Genomic DNA, 17203 nt, shown 5'->3' with positions numbered 1-17203 from the left:
GCACCGCTTATTTCGAGAAGCACGCATGCAGACATTTTTCATTGCGCCGACCGACTTTGGTGTCGGCCTGACGTCGATCAGCCTGGGCCTGGTGCGTACCCTGGAACGGGCCGGGCTGAAGGTGGGTTTCTTCAAGCCCATCGCCCAGCCCCACCCGGGCGACACCGGCCCCGAACGCTCCAGCGAACTGGTCGCCCGTACCCACGGCATCAAGCCCCCCGTGCCGATGAGCCTGGCCCAGGTCGAGCGCATGCTCGGTGATGGGCAGCTGGACGAACTGCTGGAAGAAATCATCCGGCTTTACCAGCAAGCCTGCATCGGCAATGACGTGGTCGTGGTCGAAGGCATGGTGCCCACGCGCCACGCCAGCTATGCCGCGCGGGTCAACCTGCACCTGGCCAAGAGCCTGGATGCCGAGGTGATCCTGGTCTCGGCGCCGGAAAACGAAGTGCTCAGCGAGCTGTCCGGCCGGGTCGAACTGCAGGCGCAACTGTTCGGCGGCCCTCGCGACCCGAAAGTACTGGGGGTGATCCTCAACAAGGTCCGCACCGACGAAAGCATGGCCGACTTCGCCACCCGCCTGCGCGAACACTCGCCGCTGCTGCGCGGCAATGACTTTCGCCTGCTGGGCTGCATCCCCTATCAGCCCGAGCTGAACGCACCGCGCACCCGCGACGTGGCCGAGTTGCTTGGCGCCCAGGTGCTCAATGCCGGCGATTACGAACAACGGCGCATGAGCAAGATCATCATCTGCGCGCGCACCGTGGCCAATACCGTGCCACTGCTCACCTCCGGCACCTTGGTCGTCACACCGGGCGACCGCGACGACATCATCCTGGCCGTCAGCCTGGCTGCGATCAATGGCGTACCGCTGGCCGGCCTGTTGTTGACCAGTGACAGCAAACCGGACGCTCGCATCCTCGGGCTGTGCCGCGGCGCGCTGCAGGCGGGCCTGCCGATCCTGTCGGTCAGCACCGGTTCCTACGACACCGCCAACCAGCTCAATTCGCTTAACCGGGAAATCCCGGTGGACGACCGCGAACGCGCCGAGTTCATCACCGACTTTGTCGCCAGCCACCTCGACGCAGCCTGGCTGCACCAACGTTGCGGCACCCCGCGCGAGCTGCGCCTGTCGCCGGCGGTGTTCCGCTACCAATTGATCCAGCGCGCGCAGCAGGCAAACAAGCGCATCGTTCTGCCAGAAGGTGCAGAGCCGCTGCTGGTGCAGGCAGCGGCCATCTGCCAGGCCCGTGGCATCGCCCGCTGCGTGCTGCTGGCCAAGCCCGAAGATGTCGACGCCGTCGCCCGCGCGCAGGGCATCACCCTGCCACCAGGCCTGGAAATACTGGACCCGGAGCTGATTCGCGGGCGCTATGTGGAGCCGATGGTGGAGCTGCGCAAAAGCAAGAACCTCAACGCGCCGATGGCCGAGCAGCAACTGGAAGACCCGGTGGTGATCGGCACCATGATGCTGGCCCTGGATGAGGTGGACGGCCTGGTGTCGGGGCTGGTGCATTCCACCGCCAACACCATCCGCCCTGCCCTGCAGTTGATCAAGACCGCGCCGGGGGCGAGCCTGGTATCGTCGGTGTTCTTCATGCTGTTCCCCGAGCAGGTACTGGTGTACGGCGACTGCGTGATGAACCCTCACCCAAGCGCCGCCGAACTGGCGGAGATCGCCCGGCAAAGTGCCGAATCGGCGCAAGCCTTCGGCATCGCGCCACGGGTGGCGATGATCAGTTATTCAAGCGATTCGGCCAGCGATGAGGAAGTGGGGAAAGTGCGCGAGGCGACCCGCCTGGCGCAGGCCGCCACGCAAGGCTTGCTGATCGATGGGCCGCTGCAATACGACGCTGCAGCCAACCCGGCAATTGCCCGGGACTTGGCGCCCACCAGCCAGGTGGCCGGGCGCGCCACGGTCTTCGTATTCCCCGACCTGAACACCGGCAATACCACGCACAAGGCGGTGCAGCGCAGTGCCGACGGGGTCAGCCTGGGGCCAATGCTGCAGGGCCTGCGCAAGCCGGTGAACGATCTGCCACGCGGGGCGCAGGTGGACGATATCGTCCATACCATTGCCCTCACGGCGATTCAGGCCAGCGTAGGGCGCTGAAACAAACGGGGCCGCAACGCGGCCCCAATGCCTATTCAGGGATACTGCTGCACCTGGCCCTGCTGCTGGTCATACTGCTGGCCTGGAATCGGCTTCAGGTTCACTTCGACACGGCGGTTCTGCGCACGGCCATTGGCATCGGCGTTGCTGGCGATCGGCTGGTCCGGGCCCATGCCACGTACCGACAGGCGCGAGCTGTCCACACCCTGCGAAGTCAGGTAGGTGCTGACGGCCTGCGCCCGGCGCTGGGACAGGTCCATGTTGTGCTGGCGGCTGCCGGTGCTGTCGGTGAAACCGACCACTTCGATGGTGTTCTGGTTGAACTGCTTGAACGAGCTGGCGAGGTTGTTCAGCGGCTGGTAGAAGCTTGGCGCGATGTTGGCCGAATCGGTGGCGAAGGTGATGTTGCCCGGCATGATCAGCTTGATCTGGTCACCCTGGCGCTGCACTTCCACACCGGTGTTGGCCATTTGTGCGCGCAGCTCGGCTTCCTGCTTGTCGGCGTAGTAGCCATAACCGGCGGCGGCAGCGCCCACGGCGGCAGCGCCGATCAGGGCGCCCTTGCCACGGTTGTTGTGGTCGATGGCGGCACCGGCGATCGCACCGGCCAGCGCACCCAGGCCACCGTACTTGGCAGTCTTGCTCATCCCAGTAGAGCCCTGCGCCTGCCCCTGGTTGTCGTAAGGGTTCTGACTGGCACAGCCGGTCATCAGGGCAGCGGCAGTTGCGACGATAATCAGACGACGCATGGTGAACATGGACAAGCTCCTACTCAATTCATGAATGCGACAGATCGCAAATGCATCTATGCCAGCCTTGGAACGCACCGGCAACGAAAAATTCCATGAAAGCGCCTTCATGTGCCATCAGGCACGCACGAACGGGTTTTCGCGCATCTCGTCACCCAGCCGGGTATCAGGCCCATGGCCGGTGACCACGGTGGCCTCCTCGTCCAGCCGGTACAGCCGCTCTTTGATCGAGCGCACGATAGCCCGCTGGTCGCCACCCCACAAATCGGTGCGGCCTATGCCCCGACGGAACAAGGTGTCACCTGCGATCAACAGCTTGGCGTCGGCGAACCAGAAGCTCATCGAGCCGGGCGTGTGCCCGGGTGTATGCAAGGCCACGCCGCAGCCGCACGCCAGTTCTTCGTCATCGGCCAGCCAGCGATCAGGCGACGGCACCGGGGTGTAGGGCACGCCGAACATCTGGCACTGCATCTCCAGGTTGTCCCACAGCGCCTGGTCGGCCTTGTGCAGATGCAGCGTGGCGCCGGTCAGCGCTTTGAGCTTGCCCGAGGCAAGAAAATGATCGAAGTGGGCGTGGGTGTGGATGATGCTCACCAGCGTCAGGCCATGGGCCTGCAGGCGGGCCAGGATCTTGTCTGGATCACCGCCCGGGTCGACGACGATGGCCTTTTTGCTCAACGGGTCGCCGATGAGCGTGCAGTTGCACTGCAAAGGCCCGACAGGGAAGGTTTCGCGGATGAGCGCAGGCAGGGCTTGGGTCATGGTGTTCTCGCAGGTAAAGCTGGGGTTCTGCGCAAAGCCTGCCAGGAAAAGCCGGCAGGTGCACCCCAATCCCTACGGCAGAAACAACTTGAACAAGCCACCGCCCAGTGCACCGCCATTGGAGATCTCGATGCGCCCACGCACCCCGCCACTTTCATGCAGCGCCGCAATGCGTGCAGCAAAGTACAGCCCCAGGCCGGTGCTGCCGCTGGTCGAGTCGATGCCCTGGGTATATTCCTCCTGGCGGTCAAGCATGCGCTGTGGATAACCGGGGCCGTCATCGTTCACGCAAATGGCCAACTGGTTGTCAGCCTCCTCGATGCTGATCAACAAGGCATGCCCGGCAAAGCGGGTGGCATTGGTGATGACGTTGGCGATCACCGAGGCCACCAGCTCGCGGTCGAAGAAACCCAGCGGGTTATCCGTGTCGATGCGCCAGGTGGCGAGAATATCGTTGTGCTTGAGCACTTCCTCATGCGCCGCCAGCTGGGCCTCGATGAAGTCGTCCAGTTCGTGGTAGTCCGGGCACACCGGCAGTTGGTTCACACCAAGCTTGTACAACCCCAGCAGCTGCACCAGCATGCCGTTGAGGTGACGAAACTCGTGCTCCATGATCCCTTGCTCGGCCCCGCCGCGCAGTTCCTCGGGCAGGCGCTCCACCCACTGGCCGTGGCACTGGATCAACGCCGCCAGGGAGCTTTTGAGGTCGTGCACGGTGGAGGCGATCACCGTGGAAAAATCCAGCCCCTGATTGTCTTGATTCATGCGCCGAACACTCGGATGTGCAGTTTGCGGTAACGGTCATAGCGATTGTCGCTGGCAGGGATACCGGCCACGCTGGTCAAGGCGTCGCGGCATTCCTGCATGATCGCGGGCTGGGGGGTTTCACCACCAATGCGCAGCAGCGCCTGGGCGGTGTTCAGGGCGATGCTGATGTTCCTGGGCTGTAGACCCAGCGCCTTGCGGAACAGTTGCAACGCCTCGCCGAGCTGCCCTCCCTGGTAACTGCGCACACCCTGGCGATTGAGGGTGACCGCTTCGGTAATGGCGTTGAGCACACTCGGGTCGTCCGTCAACTTGCCCACTCTTTCCATGACCTTGGGGTCATCGCCATAACTTTCCACACAGCTTTTCAGTACGCCGATGGCGGCGGCTTCCTGGCCCATCGCCTGCAACTGCGCGGCGACGGTGAGGGCCGAATCGACCGAGAAGAACTGGTTCATCTTGTCCAGGCGCAGAATGGCCTGATCGGTCAGCTTGGCAGCCGTTTCCGGGTCACCGGCCTGCTGCAGGCTGGCGGCCTTCATCATCCGCGCACGCACCTGCAAGCCTTGGTCTTCGGGGTTTTCCTTGGCCACTTCGCTGAGCGTGGTGTTGATCTCGACGCGGGTACGGGCGTCCAGGCCAAAGCCTGCATTCTTGCTCATCAGCGCCTGCACCAGGCCCAGGTTGTTTTCCGGGTCTTTGTAGCGCGAACTCTGCCCTTGGTTCACCGCATGGCGGAAGGCCTTGGAAGCGCTTTCGAAGTCTTCGTTTTCCAGCGCCAGCTTGCCCAGGGTCGACTGCCGCCGCACCGACAATGGCGACAGGCGCACTGCCTCTTCCAGCAGGCTCTGCGCACGCTTGCTTTCGCCCTGGGCCACCAGCACTTCGGCCATGCCATCGTACAAGGCTGGCATGATCGGGAAGGCTTTGAGCGCCTGTTCGTATACGCCCTGGGCCTGGGCATTCTGGCCACGTTTGTGCATCAAGGCCCCCAGCGCCGTGTACACCCACGGTTGCGGGCGGCTGGCGAGAATGGCCTTGAGGAATTTCTCCAGCTCATCGAAGCGGTTTAGGTTGCGCAAGGCATCGGCCCGGTAGCGCAGGCACAGGGGTGCCAGGCGCGGGTCCCTTTTGCACAGCTCGGCGCATGCCGCCAGCACCTCGCCCGGGCGGTTGCGGTCCAGCGCCTGCAATATCGGCTTGAGCAGGGTTTTGCGCTGGAACAGCTTCTCGACCCGCTGGGCCAGCCCCACCCGGTTGAACGGCTTGGTCAGGTAGGCGTCGGGCTCGTGCTCGATGGCACTGAGAACGATGGCCTGGCTGCTCTCGGCGGTGACCATGATGAACACGCACTCATGGCTGATGTGCTTGTCGATGATCAGGTCTTCGAGTACCTGCTGGCCATTCTTCTTGCCATCGCCCAGGTGGAAGTCCTGCAGGATGAAGTCATAGCGCTTCTGCGCGCACATGCGCAGCGCCTGCTCGCCGCTGTCGGCAGTGTCGACGTCGCGCACACCCAACTCGCGCAACATGGACCGGGTCGACGTGCGAAAGTCGGTGAAATCGTCGACGATCAGAAAGCTCTTTTGCCCGTACTGCAGCATCAACACGACCTGCCCTGGAATGATTGAAAAATCGCGCGAGGCGATGCCACCGATCGCTGTATCGGCAGCTGGCCGGGAAAGATGAGCATCGAGCATTATCGGCCGCGAACATGGCCCGAGGCCATTACTTTAACGGGCGGTAGCCAGCACCGCCAGCACTACGCCAGCAACCCCAGTGACTTGGCCTTGGCCACCGCCTGGGTCCGCCGCTCCACGCCCAGCTTGCTGTTGATATGGCTGGCGTGGGTTTTGACCGTGTGCAAGGAAATGAACAAGCGCTCGCTGATCTGCTGGTTGGAGCAACCTTGGGCGATCAGTTCGAGCACTGCCAGCTCCCGCCCGCTCAGGGCCTCGCTGCTACCGCATGGGGCGCTTGGCAACGCTGGCAAATGCCCCAGCAGGTCGACCTGCACCGGGCAGCCGGCCCTGGCCAGCAACTGCTCCTGCAGCCACTGCGGGTGCCGTTGCAGCAACGGCTGGAACGGTTGCAGCACGCCCCCGCGTGCGGCCTCCAGCAAGCCGGGCAACAACTGCGCGGCCTGGCCATCGCGGCCTTCGTCCAGCAACAGCAGCATCCACTGGCTGAGCGCGCTGACGGTGAGCATCATGCCGCCGCTGGCCTGGCCGCGCTCCACCAGCCCGGCCAGGCGCTCGAGCGCCTCTGTGCGGCGTGACAGCACCCGTTCGAGCAGCGCCTGCTGCAGGGCGATATGCACCGGCAGCAGCGGGTGAAACTCTGGCGCCGCCGCCGGCTGCTCACCGCCATAGGTCTGGCCCAGGCGCAGCAACCAGGACTCGGCCAGGTCGACGCGCCCCTGGGCCAGCCACAGCTCGCATTTGACCAGGGTGATCATGGCCAGGTAGTAAACCGGCGGCACGTCCCAGATATGCATCAGCCGCTCTGCCTCGGCCAGTTCGGCAAAGGCCTCGGCGAACTGCCCGTCGCGCCCATCGAGGGTGGCAATCACGCAGTGGCCGATAAGCACGCTGATGTCGCGGCAGGCACGTGCCTCGCCCAACCCCGCGCGCAAGCGTGCACGGCCCTGGGCCGGTTGCAGGCGCGAGACCAGCAGGTAGCCTTCATACAGCGTCAGGCGGGCCCGCACCGCATACAGCCGCTGCGCCGAGAGCCCTTGCAGACGCTGCAGCCCCTGGCGCACTTCATCCAGTGCGCGCAGCACCTCGCCACGGGCGTGCAACACCCGCGCCCGGTCATAATGCGCCAACGCCTCGAACAACGGGTTGCCGACCCGCTGGGCCAGCTCCAGCGCCTCACGGTTCCAGCCACGGGCGCGCCAGAAGTCGCCATCGGCAATCGCCAGGTTGGACAACGTCGATAAACAGACCAGGCGCTGCCCATAGCGCTTGCCGGGCAGGCTCTGCAGGGCTTCGCCACAATAGGCCAGGGTGCGCTCACGATCACCGCGGCCACGGGCGATGACACCGCTCAGTGCCAGCCACTGGGCCAGCATGGACTTTTGCGCGGTCGCCGAAGGTGCAGGCAGGAAGCGGCTGAGGTGGCCTGCCAGTTCTTCAGCCGCGTCCAGCTGGCAGGCCAGGCCCAGCGCCCAGCTGTACAGCACGATCAGCCGCGGGGTACTGATCAGCAGGCTGTCGGGCAGGTCCATCTTCCAGCGCAGCAGCATGCCAACATTCTGTTCGGCCAGCAGTTGTTCCTCGGACAGGCTCTGTACCAGGTCGGCAGCGACGTCGAGGTGGCCGGCACGCAGGGCCTGCTCCACGGCTTCATCCAGCAAACCCTGGCGCTCGAACCAGCGGCAGGCACGCAGGTGCAGGTCGGCCAGTGGCTCACTGGCCTGGCGGCTGCGCAGCAGGTCGGAGAACAGGTGGTGGTAGCGGAACCAGTGGCCATGCTCGTCAAGCGGTACCAGGAACACCTGGTGTGCCTGCAAGAAGCGCAGGATCGCGGCGCTGTCGTCGCGCCCCCGCAATGCATCGCACAGCGGGGCACAGAAACGTTCCTGGCAGGCGGTTTCATCGAGGAAGGCCTGCACGTCGGCAGGCAGCATGTCGATGACCTCTTCGAGCAGATAGTCGCGGATCAGGCCCTCGCCCCCGTGCAGGGCCTGTGGCAAGGCCTGCTCGTCGGCGCTCTCGCTGACCGCCAGTTGCCAGAAGCGCAACCCTGCCACCCACCCGTCGCTGCGCTGGATCAGGTTGTCCAGCGCCTGGCCTCGCAAGCCGTTGGGCTGGCGACCGATCACCGCCAGCGCTTCTTCGGCGGTCAGCCGCAGCTCCTGTTCGTTGAGCTCGACCAACTGCCGTGACAGGCGCAGACGTGCCAGGTGCCAGTCCGGCCGCTGCCGGCTGGTAACCAGCAACACCAGGCCCGGCGGCAAATGGTTGAGGAAAAACTGCAGACAGCGGTCGAGTACCGGCCCCTGGGCCAGGTGATAGTCGTCGAGCACCAGCAGCAACGGCGTATCGCCACGCAGGTACTGCGCCAGCTCGTCGAGCAGGCCATCGAGCCACTCCTCGAAGGCGAATGGCTGATGGCGCTGGCGCATTTTCAACAGGCCCATGGCCTGGCCGCCCAACGCCGGGCAGTACTGCTGCAGGCCTTCGAGCAGCCGCTCGAGAAAGCGCCCAGGGTCGGCATCGCGCTGGCTCAGGCCCAGCCAGAGGCTGCGCCAGTGATCGGGCAGCGACTCGCAGAACTCGATGGCCAGCGAGCTCTTGCCGAAGCCGGCCGGCGCATTGACCAGCAGCAAGCGGCCACCAAGGCCGGCGTACAAGCGCTGGCACAAACGCGGGCGCGGCACGTGCCCGTCCGGCAATGGCGGCCGGAAGAAACGCCCGTCCAGCAGGCCCAAGGCCTGAGTCGCGAATCCATGCGTGCGGGACAGTTCTGTCATGGCCGGCTCGTTCTGGTTGGAAGACTACGGCGATATGGATGCCTGCGAGACTAGCCGGTAACGCTACGCATTTGAAGATGATGGAAACAATTGCCGCAGAAAAGACTGCGACAAAAAGCGACATGGCTGATGGACACGGGGGTGGGCGGCGGGTTTGGGCAGGTATTCAGCGGACTTATCGCCCGTTCAGGCTTGCACGCCGAGGGCATGGAGCGGCCAATGAAAACGCCCCGGTAAACCGGTAATGCTGTTCGCTCAAGCAACTGGGGCCGCATTGCGGCCCACCGCAGGCAAGGCAGCCACAGGGATCGCATCGGGGCTGACAGGTGTTTGCCACAAGGTATGCAGCGCCTGTTAGAGCGAGCGCCGCCCGCGCGGCGCATCGCGAGCTGCGCTCGCTCCTACGTTTGTTTCGGGCCAATTATTCCTGTGGGATTCGCGCGCGAACGCCTTGGTGCATGCCTCAATATCGCGCCGTACAAACAAGGCGGCCGCGCGCGCCTGTCACAGGCGTTACTGGCCCGAAACAAACGTAGGAGCGAGCGCAGCTCGCGATTGCGCCGCGCGGGCGGCGCTCGATCTCACAGGCGCTGAAGATGCTCCGGCTACCCTTGCCAGGAACCATAGAATCTCCCACAGGGACAGCGCAGGCCTCAAGAACTGCACGGTCCTGGTAGGAGCGGCCTTGTGTCGCGGTGGGCTGCGCAGCAGCCCCAATCAGTGTGACATCACACACAAGTGAACAACATTACGGTAAACCGACGCTTGAATGCGTTCTGCTCAGCGAATGCCGGACTGACGCAGCGCCGCCGGTTGGAAGTCGGCTTTGCTGGCACTGAAGCCGAAGTCATAAGCACGCTTCTCTTCGTTCTTCATACCTAGCGCCAGGTAACGACCAGACTGCAGGTCGTAGATGGCCTCCAGGGTGTACCACGGTACCTCGACATTGTAGTAAGGCTGGGCATGCGCCTCGGACACGCGCCACAGCTGGCCACGGCCATCGTACTGGTCGATCACTGCGGCCTGCCAGGTGTCTTCGTCGATGTAGAAGTCACGCTTGGCGTAGATATGCCGCTGCCCCGGCTTCAGTGTGGCGACCACATGCCAGACACGGCGCAGCTCATAACGGGTCAGGTCCTGGTTGATGTGCCCGGCCTTGATGATGTCGGCGTACTTGAGCTTGGGGTCATCGAGCTTGAAGGCGTTGGAGGCGATGTACAGCTCCTTCTTGCCCTCCAGCTTCCAGTCATAGCGGTCTGGCGCGCCGTTGTACATGTCCAGGTTGTCCGACGTGCGCAGGCCATCGGCGGCGGTACCCGGGCCGTCGTACGACACCTGTGGCGCCTGGCGCACTCGGCGCTGGCCGGCGTTGTAGATCCAGGCCTTGCGCGGATCCTTGACCTGGTCGAGGGTTTCGTGCACCAGCAGTACGGTACCGGCCAGGCGCGCCGGGGCGGTAACTTCCTGCTTGAAGTAGAACAGGATGTTGCCCGGGTTGTTCGGGTCGTAATCCTTCATCTTGTCGCGGAAGACGAACTGGTCGGAAAAGTACACGGGGTTGAAGGAGCCGTTCTGTTGCGGCGTGGCCTGGGTAACCAGGCGGCTGACGCTGCCACCCCGGTAGCGGGTGATGTGGTTCCAGATCACCTCCAGGCCGCTTTTCGGAATGGGGAACGGTATCGCGGTGCGGAAGTTGCTCAGGCCGTTGCCGCCTTCCACCAAGGTGGTCTTGGTGGCGTTCTCCTTGATGGCGGCGAACACGTCGGCAGGCACGGTGGAACCGCGGTGGGTCTTGAATACCGGGATCTTGAAGGTGTCCGGGTAACGCTTGAGCATGGCCATCTGGCCTGGCGAGAGCTTGTCCTTGTACTGCTCGGCGTTTTGCGCAGTGATGGTGAACAGTGGCTTCTCACTGCCGTAGGGGTCGGACAGGAAGCCTTTGCCATCGACGCTGCCTGCGGTTTTCGACAAGGGCTGCCATGGGCCGATCGAACCATCGGCGTTACCGGCCTTTTCGGCGCCCATCGGGGTCAGCGTGCTACCCAGCTTGGCCGCCTCGTCGGCGGATACCGCAGCCATGACGCTGGTCGCCAGCAGGGACAGGCCCAGCACACCGGCTTTCAGCAGACTTCTGGTCTTGTTCATGTCGTGTTGTCCTGGATCTGTGGGCTTAGAAGTTCACGCCGAAGCTGAGGGCGACGAAGTCGCGGTCATCCACGGTGCTGTACTTGCCGTCGAAGAAGTTGGTGTACGACAGGCTCGCCGTGTAGGTGTTCTGGTACTCGGCGTCCAGGCCCAGGCTGACTGCCTTGCGGCCTTCCTCGAAGTTGCCGCCAGGGCCTGGTGAATAGCCCGACACGTCGTGCGACCAGGCCACGCTCGGTTTCAGGTTGACCCCGGCGAACACGTCGTTGTAGTCCCAGATCACGCGGGCGCGGTAGCCCCACGAGGTGCTGGTGGTGTAGCCGTCGTTCTCGCACTTGCGGTTCAGGTTGGCGGTGGAGGCACCCGCACCCGCGCCGGCGATGGTGCTGCTGTTGAGTGCCTGGCAGGTATCTGCGCCGCCGGTGGCGGGCAGCGGGCCTGGGCCGAATACCGGGTCACGGCCGTAACGGGTATCGTGCGCGTTCTCCAGGCCACCGACGTGGGTCACACCCAGCTCGCCGACCACGGTCATGCGGCTGGCGCCCATCACCTGGTCGAAGAAGTGCGTGAGGGTCGTCTGGAACTGAGTGATCTCCTTGCGACGGTAGCCATGCAGGTCCTGGCCAGGGGTGCCTGTCAGCAGCGAGGCGTTGCTCAACGCGCCCCCAATCGGGCGAACCCCGGCAAACAGGATGTCCGTGGTATTGAGCTGCACCGGTGCGTTGGGCCGGTAGCTGATTTCGCCGCTCCAGGCGGTGCCAGTGGGCAATGTGGTGGAGAAGCTCAAGCCATACAGGCGAATGTCTTCCGGGTATTCGACGAAGTACTCGGAATTGCCGGCCACGATCAGCGGCGCCAGCGCCCGCAGTTGCGCAGGCAGCGCGCTGAGCCCTGCAAATACCGAAGGTGCGGCCCCTGTGGCGCTGAAGATTGGCGCACGGCTGTGGTAGTTCATGAAGTAGGCACCGAACTCGGTGTCCAGCGGCTCGAACATGTAGCGCATGGCCACACCGAACTGCCCGCTGTCACGCGCATCGCGGTCGGCACCACGGCGCACCATCACGCCCTCTTCGTTGATGTTCACACCGCGCGTGGCAAGAAACTGCTGGGCGGCGCCCGGTACCGTGCGGCTGCTGTTGAGCACGCGCAGGTTGTCGGTACAGCCATCGGCGATGATGTCGGGTTGCGAGAAGAACGTGCCGCAGTTGTCGACGACCGTCTGGTCCCACTCCAGCTGATAGAAGGCCTCGGCCGACAGGTTGTCGGTCAGGCTCTGGGAGATGTAGAACATGTTGACCGGAATCAGGCCTTCCTTGATCTCGGCACCCGGGCGGCGGAACGCCGACACGTCGATGGGGTTGATCGCGTTGATGCCGCCACCGATGAAGGTACTTTCGCCCCAGCTGACCACCTGCTTGCCGAGGCGAACCGAGCCCGGCTGATCACCGATCGAGTAGTTGTGGTAGACGAAGGCGTCGAGCAGTTCGGCGCCGGACGACTTGGCCCCTTCCTTGCGGTTGGAATCGCTGATGTCCTTGAATTCGCGACCTTCGTCCTTCAGCTCGAAGTCATACCAGTACTTGCCGCGCACGAATACGCCGGTATCACCGTACTTGAGCTCCAGGTCGTGGATACCCTTGAAGATCTTGGAGAAGGTTTCGCCCTTCTTGAAGTTCAGGTGACCGTCGTCGGAGGTCTGCGACAGGCCCTTGCCGCCGTTGTTCACCCCGATCAGGTTCCGGTTGGGGTTGGCGGTCGACCAGCTGGCGCCAATGGAGAGCGACGAGTCGAACTGGCCTTCGATTTCACCGATGTTGAAACTGACAGCGAAAGCAGGACTTGCGAGCGTGGAAGCGATGCTGACGGCCAAGGGCAGCTTGGCCCGGCGCCAGAACGGATTTGCAGATTTCATCGACGCTACTCCATGTACTTTATTGTTATGGCAGTGAGTCCTTTCAAGAACGGCCCGAGTGACCGGTTTGCAGGCTTGCGCCTGCGGCGGCACGGCTAGCGCGTGACGCCCTCCCCCATTCCTGAAAATCCCCTGGCCCCGACTATAGCCAGCAAGGCACAGGCGCTTGATCCCTCTAAAGTGTGATTTGCGCTCCGTGCCAACCACTCGTTGGGTTTTTTCCTTGATCGCGTGCTGGCAGTGCTCAAGGATGGCGCATTTTTACCATTTGGCAAGGCGCCAGCCGCTCTAGAACGCGGGTCGCGTTCTGTCGCACGCGACCCGCCCCGGGTTTACAGGGTGGACAGAAAGGCGCTGTTGCTGGCCTGCCACCGCACGATGTCCTGGCGTATGCGCTTCTTGTCCAGCTTGCCGACACTGGTCTTGGGAATTTCAGTAACAACGGCGATCTGGCTGGGAATCGCCCATTTGTTGATATGGCCTTGCTCGACGAACGGCTTGAGGTGGTCCTTCAGCGCTTTCGCATCGATCGCCATGCCCTCGCGCACCACCAGCAGGGCAAACGGGCGCTCGCCCCACTGCGGGTCGGCCACCCCCACCACCGCGACTTCGCGCACGGCCGGGTGGCGGCTGACCAGGTCTTCCAGGTCGAGTGACGACACCCACTCGCCACCGGTCTTGATCACATCCTTGATACGGTCGCGTATGTCGATGTAACCCATGTTGTCGAGGGTGGCGACGTCGCCGGTGTGCAGCCAGCCGCCCAGCCACAGCTCTTCGCTCTTTTCCGGCTCCTTGAAATAACCCTGGGTCAGCCACGGTGCACGCAGCACCAGCTCGCCCTGGGTTTCGCCATCGGCGGGCAGGAAGTTGCCGTCGCCGTCGACAATCGCCGCCTCCACCAACGGTACCGGCACCCCGGCCTTGATACGGTAGGTGACGCGCTCATCCTCACTGCCGGCCTGCAACTCGTCGTTCAGGTGCGCGGCGGATATCAGCGGGCAGGTCTCGGACATGCCGTACGCTGCGGTCAGCTGGATGCCGCGGGCCAGCGCCGCCTGGTACAGCGACCGGTTCAGCGAGCTGCCGCCGATGATGATCTTCCAGCCGCCGAAGTCCTGGCCTTGGGCAGTCGGGCAGTTGAGCAGCATCTGCAGGATGGTCGGCACACAGTGGGAGAAGGTGACGTTCTCTTCACGCCACAGCCTGATCAGCATCTCGGGCTCGTAACGACCGGGATACACCTGCTTCATGCCGAGCATGGTGGCCGCGTAGGGAATGCCCCAGGCATGCACGTGGAACATCGGCGTGATCGGCATGTAGACGTCATCGCTGCCCAGCAGGCGCACGCTGTCGATACTGCCGGTGACCGAAGCCTCGGCCAGGGTATGCAGCACCAGCTGCCGATGGGTGAAGTACACGCCCTTGGGGTTGCCGGTGGTGCCAGTGGTGTAGAACGTGGTCGCCACCGAGTTCTCGTCGAAGTCGGGGAAGTCGTAGCTCGGGCTGGCGGCGGCGAGCAGTTGTTCGTACTCACCCACCAGCCCAGGCAGGTCGGCGGCCTGGGCCGGGCCATCGGTCAGCAGTACGGTCTTGTCGACAGTGGTCAACTGCCCGGCGATGGCCTGGTACAGGCCGACGAAGTCACTGTTGACCAGCACCACCCGGTCTTCGGCGTGGTTCATGGTGTAGAGGATCTGCTCGGGTGACAGGCGCACGTTGATGGTATGCACCACGGCGCCGATCATCGGGATGGCAAACATGCATTCCAGGTAGCGGTGGCTGTCCCAGTCCATGACCGCCACGGTGTCACCGGCCTTGACCCCGGCCTCGGTCAGCACGTTGGCCAGCCGGGCGATACGCTCGTTGAGCTGTGGGTAGGTCAGCCGCATCTGGTCGCGGTAGACGATTTCGCGGGTCTTTTCGTAGCGGCTGCCAGACATCAGCAGGCGCTTGATCAGTAATGGATAGGCATAGGCGCCCTCGGCGGGCTTGATGATGCGGGTCTGCAACATGGGTATCCCTTTTCTTGGAAGCGGGCCGGAAAAGTCTGTGGGGAGCTGATCTGGGGAGTTACTGTAGTTCGCCAATGTGACGGCCAAATCAGCCGAAGGAATGATTTGCCCGGCCAAGGTATGAGCCGCAAGGCGTTGACGGGCGGCGAGGTTGAGCTGGACACTGCGCCGGGAGCCCCACCACAAACCCGCCCTGCCCAGGAGATGTTCATGCCCAGCCCGCGTCGCGCCGTGTTTCTCGACCACCAGTCCCTGGACCTCGGCGACCTGGATCTGTCGCCCCTGCAGCAGCAGTTCGACCAGTTCGGGCTGTTCGCCGCCACCGCCCCGGAACAGGTCGCCGAGCGCCTGCAGGGCGCGGTAGCAGTGGTCAGCAACAAGGTTGTGCTCGACGCCGCCGTGCTGGCCGCCAACCCGCAATTGAAGCTGATTCTGGTGGCCGCCACCGGCACCAACAACGTCGACCTGGCCGCCGCCCGCGCCCAGGGCATCACGGTGTGCAACTGCCAAGGCTACGGCACGCCGTCTGTCGCCCAGCACACCCTCGCGCTGCTGCTGGCGCTGGCCACGCGGCTGTGCGACTACCACCAGGCGGTGGCAGAGGGGCAATGGGCCAAGGCCAACCAGTTCTGCCTGCTGGATTTCCCGATTGTCGAACTGCAGGGCAAAACCCTTGGCCTGCTTGGCCACGGTGAGTTGGGCGGCGCGGTGGCGCGGCTGGCCGAAGCGTTCGGCATGCGCGTACTGAGCGGGCTGATCCCCGGCCGCCCGCAGCGCGCCGACCGGCTGCCGCTGGAGGCGTTGTTGCCGCAGGTTGACGCGCTGACCCTGCACTGCCCCTTGAACGAGCACACCCGGCACATGCTGGGGGCGCGCGAGCTGGCCCTGCTCAAGCCTGGGGCGCTGGTGGTGAACACCGCGCGCGGCGGCCTGATCGATGAGCAGGCCCTGGCCGATGCGCTGCGCAGTGGCCACCTGGGCGGCGCTGCCACCGACGTATTGAGCGTGGAGCCGCCGGTCAACGGCAACCCGCTGCTCGAAGCCGGTATCCCGCGCCTGATCATCACCCCACACAGCGCCTGGGGCGCGGTGGAGGCGCGCCAGCGTATCGTCGGCCAGCTCAGCGAGAACGCCCAGGCCTTTTTCGCCGGGCAGCCACGCCGCGTGGTCAGCTGAGCCAGGCGCCGGGCTCTGCTACACTGCGCCACTTTTTTCCAGGAGGCGTCGTTCATGGACCCGCGCAGTGAAGTATTGCTCCGCCAGGCGGAGCTGTTCCAGGGCCCGCTGCTGCTCGCCGGCGCCCCCGCCGACGGCTTGCTCGGGCAGTTGCCCGAAGCCCGCGCCTGGTCGTGGCACGCCGGCGACCAGGCCGTGCTCGAAGGCCGCTTTGCGGGCCGCAGCCAGTATGGCGTAGAGCCCCCGGCGGGCGCGTTCGACAGCGCCGTGCTGTTCCTGCCCAAATCCCGCGAATTGGCCGCCTACCTGCTCAACGCCCTGGCTTCCCGCCTGGCGGGTCGCGCGCTGTACCTGGTCGGTGAAAAACGCGGTGGCATCGAGGGCGCGGCCAAGCTGTTGCAGGCTTTCGGCAAGCCGCGCAAGCTCGACAGCGCGCGGCATTGCCAGTTGTGGCAGGTGACGGTCGACCAGGCCCCGCAGGCGACACCGCTGCAGAGCCTGGCGCAGCGCTTTGAACTGGCCCTGGAAGACGGCCCGCTGCAAGTGGTCAGCCTGCCCGGTGTGTTCAGCCACGGCCGCCTGGACCGCGGCACTGCGCTGCTGCTCAAGCACCTGGACAACCTGCCCAGCGGCCACATGCTGGACTTCGGTTGCGGTGCCGGGGTGCTGGGTGCCACGGTCAAGCGCCGTTACCCGCACAACCGGGTGACGTTGCTGGACGTGGATGCCTTCGCCGTGGCGGCCAGCCGTCTGACCCTGGCTGCAAACGGCCTGGAAGGTGAGGTGATCAGCGGTGATGGCATTGATGCAGCACCGCTCGACCTGAGCCTGATTCTTAGCAACCCGCCGTTCCATACCGGGGTGCACACCAATTACCAGGCCTCGGAAAACTTGCTGAGAAAATTAGCGGTTCATCTGCGAAAAGGGGGCGAAATGCGCTTGGTTGCCAATAGCTTCCTGCGCTACCAGCCGCTGATCGAAGGGGCGCTGGGCAACTGCCAGATACGCGACGAGGCGGAAGGCTTCCGAATCTACCAGGCCGTGCATGGCTGAAAACAGCGCTTGCCGAAAGCGTTTTGCCAAGGC

The 17203-nt window shown here is 64.3% G+C and carries 11 protein-coding genes; 3 read left to right on the top strand and 8 right to left on the bottom strand.

Translation table 11 applies throughout. The features are described 5' to 3' along the window. Positions 1-25 precede the first annotated feature (25 nt). On the top strand, positions 26-2113 hold the full coding sequence (pta, locus tag FPB55_RS03900) for a phosphate acetyltransferase (protein ID WP_029887747.1): 2088 nt from the start codon (positions 26-28) through the stop codon (positions 2111-2113). 35 nt (positions 2114-2148) lie between these two features. Here pta and FPB55_RS03895 read toward each other — a convergent pair whose 3' ends face one another. The 8 genes from FPB55_RS03895 to FPB55_RS03855 all read right to left on the bottom strand — a co-directional run bounded on the left by FPB55_RS03895 (position 2149) and on the right by FPB55_RS03855 (position 14941). Beyond that, positions 2149-2871 (bottom strand): OmpA family protein, encoded by a 723-nt coding sequence (locus FPB55_RS03895; RefSeq protein ID WP_029887746.1) that lies wholly within the window; start codon positions 2869-2871, stop codon positions 2149-2151. Positions 2872-2979: 108 nt separating this feature from the next. After that, a complete protein-coding gene (locus tag FPB55_RS03890) occupies positions 2980-3624 on the bottom strand; it encodes an MBL fold metallo-hydrolase (RefSeq protein WP_029887745.1) in 645 nt (214 codons plus the stop codon). A 72-nt stretch (positions 3625-3696) separates the two neighbouring features. After that, on the bottom strand, positions 3697-4389 hold the full coding sequence (locus FPB55_RS03885) for a HAMP domain-containing sensor histidine kinase (protein WP_009682688.1): 693 nt from the start codon (positions 4387-4389) through the stop codon (positions 3697-3699). Then, entirely contained in the window at positions 4386-5993 is a 1608-nt protein-coding gene (locus FPB55_RS03880; RefSeq protein ID WP_054890458.1) for a tetratricopeptide repeat-containing response regulator, read from the bottom strand. The genes FPB55_RS03885 and FPB55_RS03880 overlap by 4 nt, the downstream gene beginning before the upstream one ends. 158 nt (positions 5994-6151) lie before the next feature. Further along, the gene (locus FPB55_RS03875; protein ID WP_144187564.1) at positions 6152-8869 is read right to left on the bottom strand and encodes a LuxR C-terminal-related transcriptional regulator; all 2718 of its coding nucleotides are present in this window, start codon (positions 8867-8869) and stop codon (positions 6152-6154) included. Positions 8870-9649: 780 nt separating this feature from the next. Beyond that, a complete protein-coding gene (locus FPB55_RS03870) occupies positions 9650-11014 on the bottom strand; it encodes a DUF1329 domain-containing protein (RefSeq protein ID WP_054889823.1) in 1365 nt (454 codons plus the stop codon). Positions 11015-11039: 25 nt separating this feature from the next. After that, positions 11040-12926 carry a DUF1302 domain-containing protein gene (locus FPB55_RS03865; RefSeq protein ID WP_009682933.1) on the bottom strand — a complete coding sequence of 629 codons (1887 nt, stop codon included), beginning with the start codon at positions 12924-12926 and terminating at the stop codon, positions 11040-11042. Positions 12927-13258: 332 nt separating this feature from the next. After that, on the bottom strand, positions 13259-14941 hold the full coding sequence (locus tag FPB55_RS03855) for a fatty acid--CoA ligase (protein WP_144187562.1): 1683 nt from the start codon (positions 14939-14941) through the stop codon (positions 13259-13261). 210 nt (positions 14942-15151) lie between these two features. Here FPB55_RS03855 and FPB55_RS03850 point away from each other — a divergent pair, with 210 nt between their 5' ends. After that, positions 15152-16117 carry a 2-hydroxyacid dehydrogenase gene (locus tag FPB55_RS03850; protein ID WP_054889829.1) on the top strand — a complete coding sequence of 322 codons (966 nt, stop codon included), beginning with the start codon at positions 15152-15154 and terminating at the stop codon, positions 16115-16117. A 54-nt stretch (positions 16118-16171) separates the two neighbouring features. Continuing rightward, the gene (locus FPB55_RS03845; RefSeq protein ID WP_009682937.1) at positions 16172-17170 is read left to right on the top strand and encodes a class I SAM-dependent methyltransferase; all 999 of its coding nucleotides are present in this window, start codon (positions 16172-16174) and stop codon (positions 17168-17170) included. Positions 17171-17203 lie beyond the last annotated feature (33 nt).

Source organism: Pseudomonas sp. BJP69 (assembly GCF_007633355.1).
Taxonomy (GTDB): domain Bacteria; phylum Pseudomonadota; class Gammaproteobacteria; order Pseudomonadales; family Pseudomonadaceae; genus Aquipseudomonas; species Aquipseudomonas juntendi.
Note: the sequence above shows the minus strand (reverse complement) of the source record. Positions and strands in the feature narration are given on the sequence as shown.